This is a genomic window from Paludisphaera mucosa (assembly GCF_029589435.1).
Classification (GTDB): Bacteria; Planctomycetota; Planctomycetia; order Isosphaerales; family Isosphaeraceae; genus Paludisphaera; species Paludisphaera mucosa.
The window spans coordinates 5,001,994-5,021,780 of the sequence record NZ_JARRAG010000002.1 but is presented as its reverse complement, the minus strand read 5'-3'; the positions used below and the strand labels follow the sequence as shown (position 1 = coordinate 5,021,780).

At 71.3% G+C, this 19,787-nt stretch carries 11 protein-coding genes; 5 read left to right on the top strand and 6 right to left on the bottom strand.

Features of this window, described 5'->3' with window-relative positions; genetic code table 11:
• The first annotated feature begins 77 nt into the window (after positions 1-77).
• Positions 78-2,393, top strand: coding sequence for a hypothetical protein (locus PZE19_RS29360; RefSeq protein ID WP_277864161.1), 2,316 nt, complete (start codon positions 78-80; stop codon positions 2,391-2,393).
• Positions 2,394-2,469: 76 nt separating this feature from the next.
• Here PZE19_RS29360 and PZE19_RS29355 read toward each other — a convergent pair whose 3' ends face one another.
• From PZE19_RS29355 to PZE19_RS29340, 4 genes are all read right to left on the bottom strand, one after another.
• A complete protein-coding gene (locus PZE19_RS29355) occupies positions 2,470-3,852 on the bottom strand; it encodes an arylsulfatase (RefSeq protein ID WP_277864160.1) in 1,383 nt (460 codons plus the stop codon).
• A gap of 22 nt (positions 3,853-3,874) precedes the next feature.
• On the bottom strand, positions 3,875-4,360 hold the full coding sequence (locus PZE19_RS29350) for a hypothetical protein (RefSeq protein WP_277864159.1): 486 nt from the start codon (positions 4,358-4,360) through the stop codon (positions 3,875-3,877).
• Positions 4,347-5,300, bottom strand: coding sequence for a DUF1559 domain-containing protein (locus tag PZE19_RS29345; RefSeq protein ID WP_277864158.1), 954 nt, complete (start codon positions 5,298-5,300; stop codon positions 4,347-4,349). The genes PZE19_RS29350 and PZE19_RS29345 overlap by 14 nt, the downstream gene beginning before the upstream one ends.
• 323 nt (positions 5,301-5,623) lie before the next feature.
• Complete coding sequence (locus tag PZE19_RS29340; RefSeq protein ID WP_277864157.1) at positions 5,624-7,066, bottom strand: alpha-amylase family protein; 1,443 nt, start codon at positions 7,064-7,066, stop codon at positions 5,624-5,626.
• A 303-nt stretch (positions 7,067-7,369) separates the two neighbouring features.
• Here PZE19_RS29340 and PZE19_RS29335 point away from each other — a divergent pair, with 303 nt between their 5' ends.
• From PZE19_RS29335 to PZE19_RS29325, 3 genes are all read left to right on the top strand, one after another.
• Positions 7,370-10,180, top strand: coding sequence for a patatin-like phospholipase domain-containing protein (locus PZE19_RS29335; protein ID WP_277864156.1), 2,811 nt, complete (start codon positions 7,370-7,372; stop codon positions 10,178-10,180).
• An 85-nt stretch (positions 10,181-10,265) separates the two neighbouring features.
• Positions 10,266-10,610 carry a DUF1493 family protein gene (locus tag PZE19_RS29330; RefSeq protein ID WP_277864155.1) on the top strand — a complete coding sequence of 115 codons (345 nt, stop codon included), beginning with the start codon at positions 10,266-10,268 and terminating at the stop codon, positions 10,608-10,610.
• A 58-nt stretch (positions 10,611-10,668) separates the two neighbouring features.
• Entirely contained in the window at positions 10,669-12,432 is a 1,764-nt protein-coding gene (locus tag PZE19_RS29325) for a hypothetical protein (protein WP_277864154.1), read from the top strand.
• Between the two features lie 10 nt (positions 12,433-12,442).
• Here the strand turns inward: PZE19_RS29325 and PZE19_RS29320 are convergent, their stop codons facing one another.
• Positions 12,443-14,443, bottom strand: coding sequence for an FAD-dependent oxidoreductase (locus PZE19_RS29320; RefSeq protein WP_277864153.1), 2,001 nt, complete (start codon positions 14,441-14,443; stop codon positions 12,443-12,445).
• A gap of 193 nt (positions 14,444-14,636) precedes the next feature.
• Between PZE19_RS29320 and PZE19_RS29315 the strand changes: the two genes are divergently transcribed.
• Positions 14,637-16,451, top strand: a complete 1,815-nt coding sequence (locus PZE19_RS29315; protein WP_277864152.1) for a hypothetical protein — start codon at positions 14,637-14,639, stop codon at positions 16,449-16,451.
• An 18-nt stretch (positions 16,452-16,469) separates the two neighbouring features.
• Here the strand turns inward: PZE19_RS29315 and PZE19_RS29310 are convergent, their stop codons facing one another.
• Positions 16,470-19,601 (bottom strand): PVC-type heme-binding CxxCH protein, encoded by a 3,132-nt coding sequence (locus tag PZE19_RS29310; protein ID WP_277864151.1) that lies wholly within the window; start codon positions 19,599-19,601, stop codon positions 16,470-16,472.
• Positions 19,602-19,787: the final 186 nt, after the last annotated feature.

Here is a 19,787-nt window from a genome sequence, read left to right as displayed (position 1 = left end):
TTGAAAGTCGGAATCGATCGTTTTACAACGAAAGGGATCGACATCTCGGCCATTTAATAAACTTTTCGGAGAGCCTCATGTCGACCCTGCCATCGCCGCCGGCGGGCGACGTCCCGCCGCAGGTCGCCCCCCCGGCCCATATCATCCTGACCCTGCACGGCATCCGGACGTTCGGCGAGTGGCAGGAGCGGCTCGAGAAGTTGGTCACGGAGCCCGGCGTCGAGTTCAAGCACTTCCGGTACGGCGTCCTCTCGCTGATCTCGTACGCCGTCCCGTTCCTCCGCTGGATCCGCGTCCGGCTCTTCCGCCGCTCCTTGCGCGACCTGGCCCGGCGTCACCCCGACGCCCGGATCGACGTCGTCGCGCACAGCTTCGGCACCTACATCGCCGCGCGGGCCATCGCCTCGCTCTCCCGCTCGGAAGCCGTCAAGATCGACACGGTGATCCTGGCCGGGAGCGTCCTGAAGGTGAACTTCCCCTGGGACGACCTGAAGGCGAAGGGGGTGGTCCGGCGCGTGATCAACGAGTGCGGGACGGAAGACGACGTGCTCCTCGTGACCCAGCTGTTCATCCTGCTCACCGGGATGGCCGGGAGGATCGGGTTCACCGGCCTGCAGGACAGGGATTTCACGAACCGCTTCTACAAGTTCGGGCACGGCGGCTATTTCCAACCCTGGGGCGACCCCGATGGTTCGACGGCCCCGGACGACTGGTTCATGAAGCGGCAGTGGCTCCCCCTCCTGGCGGGCTACTCCCAGGTCCTCGGCCACAGCGAGCGCACGGCGAGCCCCCTCACGCCGTTGCAGCACTTCCTGCTCACCTCGGCGGATCCGATCAAGCTGGCGGCCTACGGCGGCGTCGTCGCGGTGGCCGTGGGATTCCCGGTCTACTGGATCACCACGGCGAACGCGAACGCGAGGGAGGCGCACCGCTCGCTGGAATCGTACGCCTCGGCGACGGCGAAGGGGCTGCAAGCGTTCGGGCGGACCGTCCGCGAGGACGTCGCCCTGCAGAACCACCCCGCGCTCTCGAAGACCCGGGCGAAGCTCCTCGAATCGGCGGAGGGGCTCTTCGACGGCCTCCTGGACCGGGCTTCCCACTTCCCGAACGTCAGCGACGAGGTCGAACGGGACGTCGCCGAGGCGTACCTCGAGATGGCCCGAATCATGGTCGACCTGGAGAAGGGCCCCCCGGCGGCGATCGCGAGCTACGGCGACGCGATCCGGCGGTTCGACCGACAGCACGGGCTGCATCCCGAGGCCCCGAGGATCCGCTGGGGTCTGGGCAGCTCCTACATGGGGCGCGGCGAGCAGCACATCGCGCAGCAGCGGGTGACGCAGCTCAAGTCGGACGCCGCCGAGGCCGACCTGAAGGTCGCGGTCGACCTCCTCGAGCCGCTCCTGGGCACCCCCTCCCTCCCCAAGGACGAATGCCGAAACGCGCTCGTGGGGGCGCTGACGCTGCTCGGCAATTCGGCCACCGACCCGACCGTCGCCTCCGAATACTTCAAGAGGGCCGCCGAACTCGCCGATCCCCAGAGCGTCGAGGCCGGTTGGCTCAACAACAATAACGGGCGGCTGTGCCTGCAAACCCGCGACTTCGCCGGCGCGCAGCGGCATTTCGTCGAGGCCTGCAGGGTTTTCGAAAGCCTGAAGGCGGGCTCCCTGCTGAGGATCCGGGCGCACGACGAGAGCCTGGCCTGGGCCCTGGTCGGCAGGGGGAACGCGGGTCTCGGCCTGCTGCCGGACAAGGGCTCGGCCGACTACCCCTCGCGTCGCGAAGAGGCCTTGAGCCACATGCGGAGGGCCTGCGAGCTGTTCTCGGGCCTCGATCGCGACTTCGTCGACAACCCTCGCTACAAGGTCGCCCTGGCGTCGGGGTCCAAGGATCTCGGCGAGGCGCTACGCACCTCGACCCACGTCGCCGACGAGGCCAGCCGCAAGGAGGCCGCCGAGCGGCTGGGCCGGGCCGTGGGGCTGTTCGAACGTCTCTCCGCGAGCCAGAAGCAGACCTTCGGGGTCGCCGTCCTCTGGTCGTGGGCCGAACACAGCCTCGGCTGGGTGCTCGTCGATCTCGGCAAGATCCGGGAGCAGCGGCAGGAAACGGAGGCGGAATCCTGCTTCACGGCCGCGATCGGCCACTTCGAGAGGGCCCTGGAGCTGCAGCCGGGCGCCGTCGACCTCACCCTGGGACATGGCTTCGGCCTGATCACGCGAGGCCGCTACCTGGAGTCGCGCGCGATGCTGGGGCTCGCGAAGGAGAACTTCGGCAAGGCCGCGAGCCTCTTCGACCGCCTGGTGGAGGATGACACGGCCGACGCCGACCACCGCAAGGCGGCCCGCGACGGCTGGAGGGGCGCCCACGAATCCCTCGCGCGGTTGGCTCCCAAATGACGCCCGACGGCGATGCGATCGGTTCGAGAGAAGTCCCCGCGCCGAGACGCGTCGTCGGACGGGCCTCGGGCCCGGATCAGGGCTCGCGGTGTTCGCGCGCGAACAGCTCTCGGAACGACCGCACCAGATCGGGACGGCCGGGGGCGAGGTCGCGCGATTCGGCGGGGTCGGCGTCGAGGTCGTAGACCTCCAGCGGGACGTTGGGACCCGTGACGATTCCCTTGTAAGGGCCGATGCGACCCGCCTGCGCGAGCCCCGCGCGAGGCTGGGCGACGGGCGTCTCCCAGTAGAGGGGCTCGTCGCGGGGGGGGTGGTGTGCGCCGAAGAAGGTGGGCAGGGCCGACCGCCCCTGAAGTTCGTGGCCTTCGGGAGGTTCGGCGCCCGCGAGGGCGGCGGCCGTCGGATGGATGTCGACGAGCGACCACACGGCGTCTGTGACCTGGCCCGCCGGCACGCGGCCGGGCCAGCGGACGATCAATGGGACGCGGATCCCGCCCTCGTAGAACGAGAACTTCAGGCCGCGCAGGGGGCCGGCGTTGCGGAAGAACGCCGGGTCGGCCCCGCCGGCCGTGATCGGGCCGTTGTCGCTGGTGAAGATGACGAGGGTCTTCTCGTCCAGCCCCAATTCTTTCAGCAGTTCGAGGACGCGGCCGACGTCGCCGTCGAGCCGGCTCACCATCCCGGCGTAGGCGGCGCGGGGGGTCGGCTGGGCCGCGTAGTGGCCGCCCGGAAACGGGGTCTCGGGGAAGGCGCCGCGATAGGGGGCGATCGAATCCTCGGGCGCGTCGATCTCGGCGTGCGGCGGCGTGACGGCGAGGTAGGCGAAGAAGGGCCGCTCGCGATTGGCCCGGATGAAGCCCAGGGCCTCGGCGACGATCGCGTCGGGCGCGTACCGGACGCGGCGGTCCTCGCGGTTCTCGGGGATCTCGACGCGGCGGTCGTTCCGGAACAGGTGGTCGGTGTAGTGGAAATGGGCGTGGGTCTGGTCGAGGAACCCGTAAAATAGGTCGAACCCCTGCCGCCAGGGCGCCCCGGGCGAGTCGGCGTCGCCCAGGCCCCACTTGCCGAAGCCGCCGGTGGCGTACCCGGCGCGTTGCAGCACCGAGGCGATGGTCCGCCCCTGGTCCTGGGCGCGGAGCCCGGGGTCGGAATTGCTGCGCACCGGCGTGCGCCCCGTATGCACGCCGAGCATCAGCGCGGCCCGCGACGGCGCGCACATGCAGCTCCCGGCGTAGGCCTGCGTGAAACGCAGGCCCTCGGCGGCCATCCGGTCGAGCCGGGGAGTCTTGACCTTCTCCTGGCCGTAACAGCCCAGCGCCCCGTAGCCGAGGTCGTCGGCCATGATCAGCACGATGTTCGGGCGCGCCTCGACTCCGTCCGGGACAGCCTGCGCGGCGGCGAATCGGATCGGGGCGAGCAGCAGCAGGGCGAGGACGAGGCGGGCGGCCGGCGGGTGCACGTGGTCGACTCCGGGCGGAGCGTCAGCGTCGCTTCGATTTGGCGGAGGTCGGGGCCGGCGAGGTGACGTCGAACGAGAGCGGCTCCTTGGCGCCGCCGGCCGGGATCTCGGCCTTGAGCGTCGATGCGACGTTGTAGCGGCGGTCGACGAGGCTGAGGGTCTCGTCGATCTGCGCGCCGGGGTCGTCGGGGTTCGGGACCTTCCGCCCGGTCGGTTGGGAGCTGTAGACCTCCACCCGGTAGCCGCCGGGGCTCAGCCCTTCGGCGACACCCAGGAGAAACGCCCCGTCCACGATCTCGGCGGTGCCGGACGCCCCGGGCCCGCCGGGGACGAAATTGATCGTCCCGGCCTTGAGGGGCTTGCCGTCGAGCTGGACCGTCCCGTGGACGGGGAATCGCTGATACGGATCGGCCTCCCCGCCGCAGCCCCAGCAGCCCGCCATCGCCGTCGCGAGGGCCGCCAGGCGGACGACCCCTCGCCGCGATCGCCGGTGGTCAATAAGCGTCACTGGAGATCACCTCGCCGCCGTTGCTGGTGCTCAGCGCCATCCACGTCGGGATGTTCACCGAGTCCTTGAAATAGCGGACGGAGCCGTCGCAGAGCAGGCCGACGACGCCCCCGGGATGCCGGCTCCGGGCCCCCATGTAGAAGTCGTTGGATGTAACCGTGTTGTTGGTGCAAGGCAGCCCCTTCGCGGGGTCGTTGTAGCAGGTGCTGAAGTCGGGCAGGCGGCTGTTCGGACCGAACCGGGTCATGAGGGTGTAGCCCGCGCTGTCGTCGTTCCAGAGCCGGGCGCGGCGGTCGATGACCGAACTGGGGCCGGCCGGCGACGGGGCTTGCAGCATTTCCGTCATCGCCAGCGTGTTCGACGTCCCGTCGGTGACCGCCGCGATCCGGGCGCCGTAGCCGATGTAGAACGGGGCGGCCTGCCGGCCGTTGCCCATCCCCTGGTCCCAGTAGGTGCTCGTACCCCAATTGAGCCCGTAGTTCCCCTTCACCTCGAAGTCGATGAGGACGCCCGCGACCGTCTGGTGGAAGATCTGCGTCTGGTCGGACGGGCACTGATAGGCCGAGATCGGGATGAGCCGCGTCGTCAGGTTGTCACCCAGGTTGAAGCCGACCGACGCGTTGTACGAGGAGTACAGGTTGCCCTGCTCGTAGAACGGCAGCAACGCCACGACGAACGGCTGGCGATTCGGGAAGGCCATATCGTAGAGGCCCGTCACCGGGTTGCGGCCCTGCGCCCCCATGGGGAACTGGCCGTGCACGTCGTGATAGTTGTGCAGCGCCAGGCCCAGCTGCTTCAGGTTGTTCGTGCACTGCATCCGGCGGGCGGCCTCGCGCGCCGCCTGGACGGCCGGCAGCAGGAGCGCGATCAGGACCGCGATGATGGCGATCACCACCAGAAGCTCGATCAACGTGAAGCCGGAACGGGACTTGCGCACCATGGCGGGACGACTCCTGGGATGCGGAAAGCGGCCTCGCCACGGCCCGGTGCGGGCGTCGGGACCGTCCTGTTCGCGCGAAATCAAAAACCCGCCCCGACGCAGCCGCCGGACGGGAACTCGGGTGCGAGCCGCCGGGAAGGGGGACCCGACGGGATCAGGAGACACCAAGCATTCGCATAGGCATTGATGAATAGAGGTATCCTGGCGAATGTTAAAGACTTTGTCAACATCGCCGGCCGAGTTTGTGCACCTGCGTCGATTCGCCGGGTCTACCGCGGCGCAGGGCGTCGATGGGCGTCGTCAAGCGGGGCCGCGGAATCTTCTCAACCCCCATCGTGTAGGAGCTTTCCTTCCGGTCCGTCCCAGCGGTCGAGGACCCATCGGGCGATGCGGAGGAGTTCCCGCTCGCCGCCGGACTTCGGTTCGCGATGACGCGTCTCCAGGGCGCGGAGACGGTCGAGGCCGGCTCGCAGCTCGGCGCGTCTCGCGGCGGTCAGCTCGTCCCGAGCGGCCATGGCGCGTACGCGGTCCGGGCAGGTGATCGGCGCCGGCTGGCACCAGGTCCGGTCGGCGTTGAAGAGCGCCTGGAGCGTCAGGAGGTCGGCGACGTCGGCGGGCTTCGTCGAGCCGAGCAGCTCGCGGCCGACGATCTGCTCGAACGCCGCGAAATCCATGTCGGGGTCGCGGGCGAACTCGCGGTAGGCGATCCGGTTGACGCGCTGGAGGATCTCGTCGTAGGGAGGGTCGCCGGGCGCGAGCCAGCCGAAGCCGAGCGGGACCTGCCGCTCCCCCTTGAGCCACTCCTGGGCCTCTTCGGCCGCGTCGGCGACGAACGTGAACGCCTCCAGCGAGGGGACGTAGCCGTTCATCCCCTCGCGACGCGCGCGGCGGGCGTTGGCCTGGATCTCGCGAGGCCCGCGCCGCGAGGGCGAGTCGTCCGACCACAGGCTCGCCCGGGCCTTCGCGATCAGCGCCGGCTCGGGGTGCGCGCTGTGCGGCGTGAACATGAGCGACCACCGCGGGTCGAACGGCAGGGTCGCCCCGCGCACCCCCAGGCCGGGCGCCTCGGCCCCGGAGAAGTAATGCGGGTAGACGACGATTTCCGCTCCCGGCTTCCGCGCCCAGAGCTCGTCGGAGATCGCCTTCACGAAGGCGAACTCGCGCTCGAAATACCGGCTTCCGCAGTCCCGGCAGCGGCACGCCGCGTAGTCGGACGACTCGATCAAGAGGCCGTCGGCGTCCGGGTAGAAGTCGAAGATCATCTCGCGCGCGTAGTCGAGCATGAAGCGCTGCGACTCGGCCTTCGACGGGCAGAGGTTCCACCCCCAGCAGCCGATCCCGAACGGGGCCGTCGGCCCGCCGTCGGGCCCGACCGCCTTCAGCTCGGGATGCTCCAGCGCGTACCGATTCACCCCGTCGTAGCCGAACGGCGTGAAGCCCAGCAGCACCTTCACGCCCCGCACGTGCGCGTGGCCGATCAGCTCGCGGACGAAATCGGCGCGGACGTTTTCATGCTCCTGGTTATAGGCCCACGTGATCGGATATTTCTTCGACCGGAACCCGCCCGCGACCCAGAGCAGCAGCGTGTCGCCGCCGTCGTCGCGCACCGCGTCGACGATCCGCCGCCAATCCTTCAGGTCGTAGGTCGGCATCCGCATGAACGTGATGTAATACCCGCGCCGGGCGAACGTCTTCTCGGAGGCGCCGAGCGGCGCCGCGGCCGTGAGCGTCATCAGGGCCGCCAGCAGCGGTCGGATCGGGATCATGCAGGCTCCGGTCGGATCGGTCGTCGCGGCGGGGAGGAGTCGTCGAGAGGTTTCACCCTTATACCCGAAGCGTCCGCGTTCGTCTCCCGGCCGGCGACGCCGGGGACCGTACAGCCTTCTTGATACTAACAATGGCACGATTCTTGTATGAATTGTCCATTTTTATCCTTGTCCGAATTCAACTCGACACGCACAATCAAGAAGATCGTTCGCAAGACCGAGGCTTCGAGTCAGGCCTTCCGCCGCGGCTCGGCGGGCGGCTCGCGCCCCCCTCGAGCCCGGGCGGGGAGACGGGAGACCAACATGTCCGAGCCCCTCGCGCTGGCGATGGTCCGGGGCCGCCTCGGGACCTGGAACCGGCTCCCGTTCGTCCTCATCCCAGGGTTGTTGGTCCTCGCCCCGTGGTGCCTGCACGCGCTGTATTCGTTCGCACCCGAGCTCGCGCCGAAGTTGGCCGGGAAGGACGACCCGGCCGCGGCGATGGTCGAGAACGGCCAGCAGACGGTGATCGTCCTCGTGTTCGCGCTCGCCCTGCTCGGCTTCGGGCGATTCGTGCCGGCCTTGTGGTCGCTCTGCCAGTCGAGCCTCTCCGGCCTGCTGATCGCGGCCGAATTCGGGCTGGTCTACTGGATCGTCTATGGCGGCCTGGCCGGCGTCGGCATGCCCGGGCTCTTCTGGCATTTCGACCCTTCGGTCCGCCTGCGGGCGGCGTTCGGGGTGACGATCTTCACCTACTGGATGCTCTACCTGCTGTTCATCCGCGACTACGAGGTCCATCGCCACGAGCCCGGCCGGCAGATCTGGACGCGTTTCTTCCCGGCCCTGGAGGCTAGCGGCCTGCCGGCCCCGCTCGCCTTGAGGCCGACGGCGACCGCCCCGGCCTTGCAGGAGGCCCCCGGCCCCGCCCCGTCGCCGCCCGCGCCTGAGCCCGCGGCCGGCGGGGCGGGCCTCGACGCGATCCGGCGGTTGCGATGGTTCCTGGGCGTCGCGGGCCTGCCGGCGCTGCTGGCGCTGGCGCTCCCAGCCCTCATCCCGGTGGCGCGGCCGGTGCTGCTCCGCGCGCGGGGGCCGCAGGGGGGGGTCGTCCCCGGCATCGTCGACTGGCCCTGGCTGGGGGGGCTCGCCGCCGGGGTCATGGCGGTCGCGCTCCTCGCCGGGTCCCGCGCGCCGACCCGGTTGCACGCGTTGTGGCACGCCATCCGGCGGCGGGCCTCGCGGCGGGGGCTCGACCGCGACAGGCTCGATCCGCACGCCAATATGAAGAACATCATCATCATCCTCACGCTCGTCTTCCTCGCCTCATACGTGGACGAGTGGTGGGCCGCCGCGCCGGGCCTGAGGTGGACGTATCGCCTCTTCCCGGCCGCGTTCTCGATGTGCGTGGCGCTGGGCGTGCTGGCGACCGCCGCGACCTGGATGGGGACGCGCTCCTGGGCCACGCGGATCGCCTTCGGGGCCGTGCTCGCCGCCCTCTTGTCGGCGGGCGGGGCGCTCGATTACGAGGTGCAGCTCCGGGACCTCGAAAACCTTTATCCGTCGGCGACCGACCAGTACAGCCGGCACCTGGCGTCGGTCGTTTCCAAGCCCGACTGGTATCGCGGGGTCGTGGACCTGCAGGAATTCCAGAGGGCCAGGATGACGCCCGCCGCCGCGACGGAGGCGACGACGCGGCGGCTGGACCTGCTCAAGAACTGGAGGGGGTCGTTCGAGGGTACGGGCCGCCGGCCGATCCTCGTGGTGGTCGCCGCGAGCGGCGGCGCGCTCCGCGCGGGCGTCTGGACCGAGACGGTGCTGGGGTACCTCGACGGCGTCTTCGAGGACTTCCCGCACCACGTCCGGCTGATCGCCGGCGCCTCGGGCGGGATGCTCGGCGCGGCGCGATTCGTCGCCGACCAGGTCCACGGCCGGGGCATGCCGGGCGGGCCGCCCGGGACGAAAGGCGCCCGCAAGGTCCCGCCCGACTACCTCACGCCGATCGCCTGGCAGATCGCCTTCCGCGACTTCGTCCCCAACGCGCTGATCCCCCGCGCGATGCGGAACCGCGGCGACGCCCTCGAAGACGCCTGGGCCGGGGTCGACGCGGGGATCAACCTGACGTTCGCCGACCTTCTGAAGGGCGAGGAGGCCGGCCGGATCCCCTCGATCGTCTTCTCGCCGATGATGTCCGAGGACGGCCGGCGGCTCCTGATCAGCAACCAGCCGCTCGCCGACCTCGCGTCCAACGCCGGCCGCTCGGTCATCATGGCCGACCACGCCCGGCTGGCGCAGGACTTCCTCGAGCAGCAGGGCAAGGAGCCCGACGACTACGACCTCGAATACCCGGCCCAGTCGTCGATCTCGGCCGTCGAGTTCTTCCGCCTCTTCGAGTCGAGCCGGCCCCGGGTCCGGCTGGCGAGCGCCGTGAGGATGAGCGCCACGTTCCCGTACGTGACGTCGACCGTGGTGCTGCCGACGTACCCGCCGCGACACGTCGTCGACGCGGGCTATTACGACAACTACGGCGTCAACCTCGCCAGCGCCTGGATCGCCAGCCACGCCCGCTGGCTCGCCGAGAACACCTCGGGCGTCCTGTTCGTCCAGGTCCGCGCGTTCCCGAACGAGGCCCGGCTCAAGAAGCTCGACCGGAACGTCCTGGCGTCGGGCGCCGTGGAATCGAGGTCGGTGTGGAGCCGCATCGAGTCGCTGCTCGAGGCCGTGCCGAAGGCCGTCGGCCTCGCCGTCGGCGGGCTGCAGGCGCTGGCGATCCCGTTCGAGGGGATCGCCCAGGCGCGAGACTCGTCGATGTACTTCCGCAACGACGCCCAGCTCAACGGCCTGCACGAGACCTTCAAGGCGCTGAGCCCCGACGCCGGATTCTTCCGCACCGTCGTCTTCACGTGCGACACCAGCCCGGTCGTCTCGAACGCCCCGAACGTCGAGACCCTGAACTGGTACCTGGATCCGGTCGAATACGAGGGCATCCGTCGCAACATGGAGAACGTCTCGGCGGATCGACAGACCGGCCGCCTGCGGAATCACCTGCGGTTCGCAGCCCTCCTCGACTGGTGGCGTTCCCGCGGCGGCGCGATCCGCGAGGCCGCCGAGGCGCCCCGAACGTCCACCTCCGGCCAGTAGTCGATCTCATTCGAATCGACGGTTGGTTAATCTGGATTGGTGCATCGACGGCGTCCGCCCCGGTATCCTCTCGGAGCCGTGCCCCTTGGAACCGGACGACCTGGAACGCCGGGTGCGACGACTCGTGGCCGAACAGCTTCCGTGGCTCCCGCGGGGCACGCCCGAGCAGGCGGACCTGGTCGTCGCCGCCCGCATCTACGGGGATGACGTCTGGGAGTTCGTCGAGGATTTCAGCAAGCAATTCGAGGTGGACATGACGGGGTTCCGGTGGGAGCACCATAGCGGCCCCGAGGGTTGCAACCTACTATGGCTCCTCGACCCGCCGTGGTGGTCGCGGGTGCCGCACGTTCCCATACGGCTGGCGGACCTGGTCGATTCGGCCCGGCGTCGGACGTGGTGCATCCGCTACCCGGGCCAGGAGGCCCGTTGATGCCGACCGCGCGGCATGCGTTCACGCCGACCGCCGACGTCCCCGAGGGACGATGCGTATGACGCCGGGAGAGGGCACCGAGGCCGAGGGACGACCCTCGCCCACTCGCCTCCGATTCGGGAGCGCCGCGGCGATCTTCGTCTGGTCCGTCTGGGCCGCCGCCTCGCTGGTCGCCCTGGGATACGTGGCCCGGTTCGGAGCGGACGTGCCGCGCTGGGACGATTACGCGGTCGCCCCGCAACTCTGCGGCGCGAGCGCGATCACGCTCGAATGGCTCTGGTCGCAGCACAGCGAACATCGGATCCCGATCGCGCGGCTCGTGCTGCTGGGCGTCTTCCGGTGTGCCGGCGCCGACCCCCGGCCGGTGATGGTCCTGATCGTGCTGCTGCTCGCGGCGGGGGCCGCCGCCCTGCTCGCCGCCGCCGGCCGGGCGCCCGGAGGTCGGAGGTACGCCGACGCGTTCCTGCCCCTCGCCCTGCTCCACCTGGGCCATCACCACAACCTGCTCTGGGCGATCCAGATCACGTTCGTGCTGCCGATCTCGCTGCACTGCGCGGCGACGGCCCTCGTCGCGGGCCTGCGAGGGGGGCCAGGCCTCGGCCGTGCGGCGGCCTTCGGCGCGTGCCTGGCGGTCATGCCGCTTTGCAACGCGGGCGGACTGATGCTCCTCCCCGCGCCGCTGCTCTGGCTCGCGGCGCGCTCGTGGGACGAGTGGAAGTCGGGACGGCCGCACTGCCGCCGCCGCGCGGCCGCGATCGCGGCCTGCGCGGCGCCCGCGACGCTGCTGGGGGTCTTCTACCTCCGTGGCTATTCCGCCCCGAGCCACCACGCCCCCCCGGGCGGCCCGGGGGCGGTCCTGCGGGCGACGCTCCAGTTCCTGGCGACGGCCCTGGGGCCGGCCGGGGTCGACCACTGGCTGTGGGCGGGAGGCGCCTCGTCGGCCCTGGCGCTCGCGGCGGCGGCGACGCTGCTGGCGGCCTGGATCCGGCGTCCGGCCGAGCGGTCGGGGATCGGGGGCCTGCTCGCCATGCTCGGCTCGGCGGGGCTGCTCGCCCTCGCCACGGGCTGGGGACGCTCCGGCGAGGGCGCCGAGTCCGGCCTGCAGCTTCGTTACGTCACGCTCGCCGCGCCGGTGCTGACGACCGCCTTCCTGGCCTTCCGATTCCACGGCGGCCGCCTGCTCCGCCAGCTCGCGCCCGCGGCCCTCTTCGCGACGTCCTGCGTCCTGTTCTGGCCCAACGCGAAGGAGGCCCTCGAAGCCGGCCGCGTCGCCCGGGCGGAGGCCGCGGACTTCGACCGCGAGCGCGACTCCGGCGCCCCCCTCTTCCGCCTCGTGCGCCGCCACGTCCCCTTCCTCCACCCCTCGCAACAGGCGCTGCACGAGTATTTCACGATGCTCCGAGACGCGGAGATCGGCCCGTTCCGGCGCGTACGACCCGATCCCACGTTCCGGGAACGCCCAGTCGAGCTGGTCCCGACCGACGTCCGCATGGGGCGCTGGGAGGATGGCGTTTTCATCGCGACGGGCGCCGACCCCTGGATCCGTTTCGACCTCCCGACACCCCTCCGTGTGGCCGGCGTGCGGGTGCATTACGACCACCGCAACGACGACGGCGCGCCCGCCCGGTTCCGGCTCGCCTGGCGGCCCAACGACCGCTACGACGCCCCCGAGACGCAGTTCGGCGACTGGAACCTGCCGACCGGGGAGGACCGCACCGTGACCGTCTGGATCGACGAGCCGGTGGGCCGGATCCGGCTCCAGCCCGACAACCGTCGTTGCCGGTTCCGGATCCGCGGGCTGACCTTGCTGGTCGAGCCCTGAACGGGCCGGCTCAACCGTAGGCGCGGACCTCGTAGATGCGGGCGGTGTCGGAGCCGTTGGTGGCGGCGATTTCGATGCGGAGCCGGGCGGCCGCGACGGGGGCGAAGTCGTGGCGGCGGAGGCGCTGGTGGTTCCCCTCGACGCGGGCGACCTCGACGCGCTCGCCCCCGGGGCTCTCGACGACGATCCGATAGTCGCGGATCGTCTCGGGCTGGGGGGCGCGGATCATCTGGGCGTTGTGGGCGTCGGAGGCGGTCAGGGTCAGCTCGCGGTGGAAACCCGAGTCGAAGGTGAGCTGGACGCGGCGGATCGTCCGGGGCTCGGGCCAGGCCAGTTCGAGCCACGCGCCGTCGGGGGTGACGGGGGCCGACCAGCGGTGTTCGAGCTCGCCTGACATGTCGCGGACGAACCCGTCCAGCACGTGCTCGGGCTTCGAGGGCTCGGTCGCCGCCGACGCCGTCGCCCGGGCGAGCGGGGCCACGTCGGCGGGGTCGGCGTTCTTGAGGTTCTTGATCGTCTGGTCGTCGCGAAGCAGCGTCTGCTGCAGCTCCCTCAGCCGGGGCTTGTCGCGGTACAGCTCGCGCGGGGCGAGGTTGTAATGGGAGCACACCGCGGCGGCGGTCCCGGCGGCCTGGCCCATCACGGCGCAGGTGGCCATGACGCGCGTGGACGTGAAGGCGACATGGCTGCAACTGGCGTTGCGGCCGGCCATGAACAGGTTCGCGACGTCCTTGCTGTAGAGCGAACGCAGCGGGATGTTGTAGACCTCCGCCAGCTTGATGCTCAGGAACGGCGGGACCTCGGGGTCGTCGAAGCCGGACGCCGGGTGCTCGTCGAGGCCCCAGCCGCCGATGGCGACGGCGTCGTCGAACTCGGGGCTGAAGCCCATCACGTCGTTCTGGCAGAGCACGTGGTCGCCCTCGATGCGGCGGCTCTCGCGCTTGCCGGGCATCATGCCGACCCAGTCCATCGCCCAACTCGCCGCCGCGGGGTATTCGCCCGAGTTCTTGATGTGGTCCCAGACGCCAGTGACGATCGACAGCAGCTCGAAGCGGATCCGCTCGTTGTCGCGGATGGTGTCGCGGCCGCCCCCCCACTCGATCCACCAGTAGCCGTATTCCCAGCTCGTCTTGCCGACGCCGCGATGCTTGAGCTGGCCGGCCCCGATCTTCCGGGCCCAGGCGGGCGCCTTGTAGGGCATCGGCTTGCCGTGGTCGCGGGCGGTGAACAGGACGCTGGAGCCGAGCGTCTCGCGGCTCGGCTCGTGGGGGGCGAGCGACTCCTTGAACTCGTCGCGGCCCTCGTGGCCCCAACGGATCGTCGCGCCGGCCTCGAGCGCCAGGCGGGAGTCGCCGGTGCAGTCGGCGGCGTACCGGCAGGCGATGCGGTAGAGATGCTCGGTCTTGTCGCAGCGGGCCAGAACCCGCTCGATCCGGCCGTCGACCACGTCGGCCGCGCAGACGGAGGCGTCGAGGATGAGGGTGATGTTGGGCTCGGAGACGACCTTGTCGTAGAGGAGCAGGTCCCACAGTTCCCACGAGCGCTGCGGGTTGTTCGCGGCGTCGTCGAGGCGCAGCTCCTCGATGATCCCGCCCTCGCGCCAGCCGGGTCGGCCCTGGTGCATGTTGGCGCCGACGATGTGCATTTTGACCTCGCTCGACGAGTTGCCGCCGAGCCGCGAGCGGTCCTGAACCAGCACGACCTTCGCCCCGTTCCTCGCCGCCGAGAGCGCCGCGCAGACGCCGGCCGGCCCGCCGCCGGCGACGAGAAGGTCGCACGTCAGGTCCACGAGCGTCATGTTCGGCTCGCCCTCGAACCGCCGCTTGACCGCCTGGGGATCGACCGGCGCGATCGTCTCGAAGGCCCCCCGGATCGCGTCGGGCGTCCGATCCGTCGCCGCACGAGCCTCGGCATCCCCGTCCGCGAACACGAACAGCGAATACGCCGAGGCCCCCGCCGCCGAGGCCAGGAAATCCCGCCGCCCCATCCGACCGCCTCGCTCGCGATTCATGGCCCGACCCTCCCCGAGGACGACTTTCAGACCCCGGCCGCGACCGCGGCGGCACCTCGATCTCAGCCTAGCGTGCGGCCGCTTCCGGTCAAAGGGCCCATCGGGCGAACGGCCGCGTCGACGTCCCCGGGGCCCTCGCGATAAAATGGGGCCCGACGCCGGCGGGCGAATGCAAGCTCGGGGGGAGACGTCCGTGAAAATCCTGCGATTGGTCCTGCTGGCGGCAGGGGCCGCCGGGGCCCTGATCGCGGCGTCGCTGGCCCGCGACGTGCTCCCCCTCATGCTGCCGCGCGTGGTCTTGAACCACCCGGTCGAGTGGGCCTTCGGGGCCGTCCTTTTCGGGCGACTCCTGATCGAGGAGTGGGTGCGGCGTCGCGGGACCGACGCGCGCTGGGGCGGGGCCCTCGATCGCCTCGACGCCGCCTCCTCGTGGGCGATCCGGCGCGGGCTCTTCCTCGGGCTCGCGGCCTGGACGTGCGTCCGGATGGCCGCGTGGCTCCCCCACTACCCCTTCTGGCCCTGGTGCCGGGACGTCGACAATTACGCGGTCTTCGAGATGTCCTGGGAAGCGGGGGAGCTGCCCTATCGCGACGTCCGGGCGTTCAATTTCCCCGGCCACATCTACCTGCACTGGATCCTCGGCAAGGTGTTCGGCCGGGGTCGCCCCGGCGTCTTCTACATGGTGGACGCGGCGGCCCTCTTGACGCTCGGCGGCACCCTCCTGGGCTGGAGCCGAAAGCGGCTGGGCGCCCTGCTCCCGGGGATGTTCTCATACTTCGTCTTCCTCGCCGCCTACTTCGACATGCAGATCGAGCTCGTGGCCGAGCGGGACTGGCACGCGGGGCTCGGGGGGACGCTGGCTCTTTTGACGCTCCAGGCGTGGCCGGGACGGAGGGGACGCTGGATTTCCGCCCTGCTGACGGCGACGGCGTTCACCATCCGCCCGCAAGTCGTCCTCTTCCTCCCCGCGCTGGGCCTCGCAACCTTGCTGGGGGACGGGGAGGATGAGCCGTCGAGCCTGCGGGCGGGCGCGGCGAGGCTGGCGGAATGGGCCTTCGCCTTCGCCCTGTTCGTGGCGGCGGGCTTCGCCCCGCTGGCGATCGCCGGCGTCTTGGACGACCTCGTCCGGGGTCTGCGCGTGGTCTCTTACGGCGGGCCTTACAGCACGTTCACGCCGGCCCGCGCGATCGAGCTATTGGGCGAGGAACTCGGCCGGCCCACGACGGCGGCCCTGCTGGCCTCCCTGACGGCGCTGAGCGTCCGCGGGCCGTTGAAGAACCTGGCCCGCGTATGGCTGACGGCGGTGGTGGGCGTGCTGGCCTACCGTCCCCTCTCCCCGGTCGCGCATGAATACCTGAAGACCCCGCTGACGCTGGTCGAGGCCATCGCCTGGGCCCTGCCCGTGGCCTGGTGCATCCGCGCTGTCGAAAGCTCGGGGGTCGGGCGTCGAACGTTCCTCGGGCTGCTCGCGGTCCTGCTGCTGCTGTACGAGTCGGTCCCCACGCGTGAGCCCTACAACTGCAGCTTCCCGGCCTCGCTCGACGCGATCCGCGCCGCGGTCCGCTCGGGCTGGCCGGACGTGCCGCCGGGCGCCTGGGTCTGGTTCTCGCCCACCCGCGCCCCGAACTATCCCTGGGACGACTATCAGCGCCTCTTGCAGCACCTGCGCGAGAAGACCGGCCCCGACACGATCGTGGCCAACGTCCTGAAGCAGATGCCGCTGCCGCCCGTCAACGGCCCCGCGGGCCGCCGTTCCCCGTTCCGGGTGGAGGCCGGGATCACCTGGATGTGGATGATCCGCGAGGACCTGGACGAGCAGTTCGCCCGCGAGCTTCGACAGGCGGGAGAGGACTCGGTCGTCGTCTGGGTCCCCTCCGAGGCCGACGACCAGACGCGCCTGCCGCTGAGGCGGCTGACGCAGGTCATCCGGGACGAATACAAGGCCGACGCCCGCTTCGGCCCGATCGAGGTCTGGCGCCGCCGGGCGCGGCGCCGACCTTCCGGATGACCGGCCCCGACGTCGAACCTATTTGCACGCCCTCAGGAACGCGACGAGGTCGGCGAGGTCCTGGGGGGAGAGTTGCTGATCGAGGCCGGCGGGCATGACCGAGACCGTGCCGGGGCGGATCTCCTCGACGTCGCCGCGGGGGATGCGGGCGGTCTGGTTGGCGCCGGTGACCAGCACGTACTCGTCCGGCGTCTCAGACTTCAAGAGCCCGTTGACCACCTTGCCGTCGGCGGTGGCGATGACCACGGGCTCGTAGCTGCGGACGAAGCTGGCGCTGGGGTAGAGGACGGCCTCCAGCAGGTCGCGCTCGGTGCGGACGCCGCCGATTCGGGTCAGGTCGGGGCCGACGTCGCCGCCGCGGTAGCCGATGGCGTGGCAGGTCGTGCAGGCGGACTTCTCGCCCTGGAAGACGAGCTGGCCGCGGCGGACGTCGCCGCTGCTCATCTTGCCCAGCAGGTCGTCGAGCCGCGCCTGCTGCTTGCCGGCGTCGGCGTTGAGCCGGTTGTACAGGGACTCGGCCGCCTTGTGCGTCGCCGGGCCGAACTTCGCCAGGTGGGTCTTGAGCGCGTCGACCCGCAGGCTCGACAGGGCCGACGAGCCGGCCAGGGCCTCGACCAGCTTGACGCCGAGCGCGTCGTCCGCCTGGGCGTCGAAGGCCGTCAGCAGGCGGTCGACCTCGAGCGGTCCGGCGCCGCCGAGCGCCTCGACCAGCGCGGCGAGCTGCTCGGGCGCGAGCCTGGCGCGGGCCAGGACGTCGGACGCCAGGCCGCGGGCGGCGACCGTCCCCTCGGGGTCGAGCTTCGAGGTCAGGAAGGCGAAGGTGTCGGGGGCGACGCTCGCCAGGCCGCCGGGGACCGCGGCGAGGGCCTCGAGGCGGCCGTCGGCGGGGAAGTCGGGGCGGCCGGCCAGGGCCAGCAGCGGGGCCGTCAGGGCCTGCCCCTTCTCGGGAGGCGGGGCCAGGGCGCGGGCCGTCGCCACGGCCTGGCGGGCGACGACCGCGTCGGGGCCGGCGAGGGTCGCGGCCAGGCCGGCGATCCAGGCCTCGGGGATCTCCTTCGCGCGGACCTGGGCCATCGCCTTGAGGGCGCTCAGCCGGGCCGGGACGCCGGCGTCGGGGGTCGAGACGGTCGCGGCGAGCAGGTCGCGGACGGCCGGCGCGGCGGCGTTGCGGGCGAGTTGGCCCTCCATCGTCGCGCGGTCGGCGGGGGCGAGGTCCTCGCGGCTCAGGCGGTCGCCGAAGAACCCGGCGAGGTCCTGGCCCCACTCGGGGCGGCGGCCGATGATCCACGCGGCGGCCTCCTTGACGCCGGGGTCGGGGTCGGCCAGGAGCGCGGCGGTCTTGCGGGCGTCGAGGCCGCCGCCGTCCATCTGGTCGAGAGCCATCAGGGCCGCGCGCCTCACCCTCGGGCTGGCCGAGCGGAGCCCCACGGCCGTGGCCGGCGGGTCGCCGATCTGGATCAGGGCGTAGGTCAGCGCGTGGTGCAGGAAGCGGTCGTCGGCCGCCGAGTCGTCGAGCGCCTGGAGGAGGGCGTCGATCGCCGCCTTGTCGCCGATCCGTCCCAGGGCCTCGGCCGCGACGCGGCGGTTGAGCAGCGAGGGGCCCTCCAGCATCGCCACCAGGAGCGGCAGCGCATCGGCGTCGCGGGTCAGGCTGACGACGTTGGCGGCGGCCTGGCGCACCGACTCGTCGCCGTCGGTCAGGCCGACGCGGGCCACGGCTCGGGCTTCAGGGCCCTCGATCCGGGCCGAAGCCCAGACCGCGTTGCGCCGGCCCTCGACGACGCGGCACCGCTGGGCGACGTCGGACAGGGCCGGCAGGGCCCCGCCTCCGAGCGCCCCGAGCGCCGCCGCGGCGCGGCGGCGGACGGTCGGCCGCGAGTCGCAGAGCAGCGCGGCGAGGTCCACCGGGCCCAGCTTCTTCCACTCGACCCGCAGCCCGCGGGGATCGGCGATTTTGGGGGAGCCCTTGCGGCGGACCCGGTACACGCCCCCCAGCTCGTCGGGCTTGGAGAGCTGCGAGGTCGGGCAGCAGAGCTTGTACCAGCCGCCGGTGTCGACCACGATCAGGCTGCCGTCGGCGTCCTCGATCACGTCGGTCGGGTGGAAGTCCAGGTCGGGACTCGTGATGAAGTCTTCATCCTTGGTCGCGTAAGTCGCCCCCGACGGCGTCAGGACGTGCCGGCCGACCTTGTGTAGGTTGAAGTAGCAGGCGAACAGGTTGTCCTGGAACCCCTCGCCCAGCGCCGTCGACTCGACGCAGGTCAGCCCGGAGGGGGCGGCGGGTCCCATGTGCAGCAGCGCCGGCATGACGCCGGGGCCGCTCCACTTGTGGGCGGGCGCGTCGAGCACGCGGTTCACCTTGCCCCAGACGCCGCCGTAGACCGCGTGGATCAGGCCGTCGCGGAAGCCGCCGCCGGGCTGCTGCAGGAAGGTCGAGGTCAGGAACCGCTCGCCGCCGGGGCTGAACGCGACGTCGACCGGGTTGTCCATGCCGCCGGTCAGCACGGGCTCGATCTCCGAGCCGTCGGGCCGGGCCCGGAAGACGTGCGCCGCGTTGGTGACGAACGGCTCCTTGCCCGGCCGCCCGTAGGTCTGCTGGGCGAACGCCCCCTTGGTCCAGTAGACGCGGCCGTCGAGGCCCGGGTAGGGCCCGTGCAGGTCGTTGGCGCAGCCGGTAAGGGTCTTGCCCTGGAACCACTCGACGCGCTCGTCGGCCACGCCGTCGTCGTCCGTGTCGGTGAGCTTCCAGATGCTGGGCGGGGCGGCGACGTAGAGCGAGCCGTCCAGCCACATCGTCCCCTCGGGGAACATCATGCCGTCGGCGAAGACGGTCCGGGCGTCGAACACGCCGTCGCCGTCCTCGTCCTCGAGCCGGACGATGCGGTGCGGCTTCTTCTCGAGCTGGATCTCGACCTTCTCGTTCGACCCCGACGAGTCGGCCACGTACAGCCGCCCCCGCTCGTCGAACGCCGCCGTGATCGGCCGGTCCACCAGCGGCGCCCCCGCGACCCGCTCGATCGCGAACCCCTCGGGCACGACGAGCTTCCGCCCCGCCCCCGCCGCGGGCGACTCCCCGCCGACCGCCGCGGCCGCCAGCCACGCCCAGCCCGCCAGACCGACCACGCCCTGCAGCCATCGCACGCGCATCATGGGAGACGAATCCAAGAGAGAATGTTCAAGCGTCAGCTTATCTGTTGTAGCGGCTCGGCGGCCCGTGCGTCAACCGCCGACCTGATTCGTCCGGGCATCGAGCCGGCCGCCGGAAATCCGCGGACCGAGCTGGGACGGTCGGGGAACGATGAGCTAGGATTCCTGGTAGCGCTCGTGGGAGCGGGA

Excerpts from the sequence above, each read along its gene's own strand:
- PZE19_RS29360 (WP_277864161.1), top strand. The coding sequence starts at position 78 with ATGTCGACCCTGCCATCGCCGCCGGCGGGCGACGTCCCGCCGCAGGTC.
- PZE19_RS29345 (WP_277864158.1), bottom strand. The coding sequence starts at position 5,300 with ATGGTGCGCAAGTCCCGTTCCGGCTTCACGTTGATCGAGCTTCTGGTG.
- PZE19_RS29340 (WP_277864157.1), bottom strand. The coding sequence starts at position 7,066 with ATGATCCCGATCCGACCGCTGCTGGCGGCCCTGATGACGCTCACGGCC.
- PZE19_RS29335 (WP_277864156.1), top strand. The coding sequence starts at position 7,370 with ATGTCCGAGCCCCTCGCGCTGGCGATGGTCCGGGGCCGCCTCGGGACC.
- PZE19_RS29325 (WP_277864154.1), top strand. The coding sequence starts at position 10,669 with ATGACGCCGGGAGAGGGCACCGAGGCCGAGGGACGACCCTCGCCCACT.
- PZE19_RS29320 (WP_277864153.1), bottom strand. The coding sequence starts at position 14,443 with ATGAATCGCGAGCGAGGCGGTCGGATGGGGCGGCGGGATTTCCTGGCC.
- PZE19_RS29310 (WP_277864151.1), bottom strand. The coding sequence starts at position 19,601 with ATGATGCGCGTGCGATGGCTGCAGGGCGTGGTCGGTCTGGCGGGCTGG.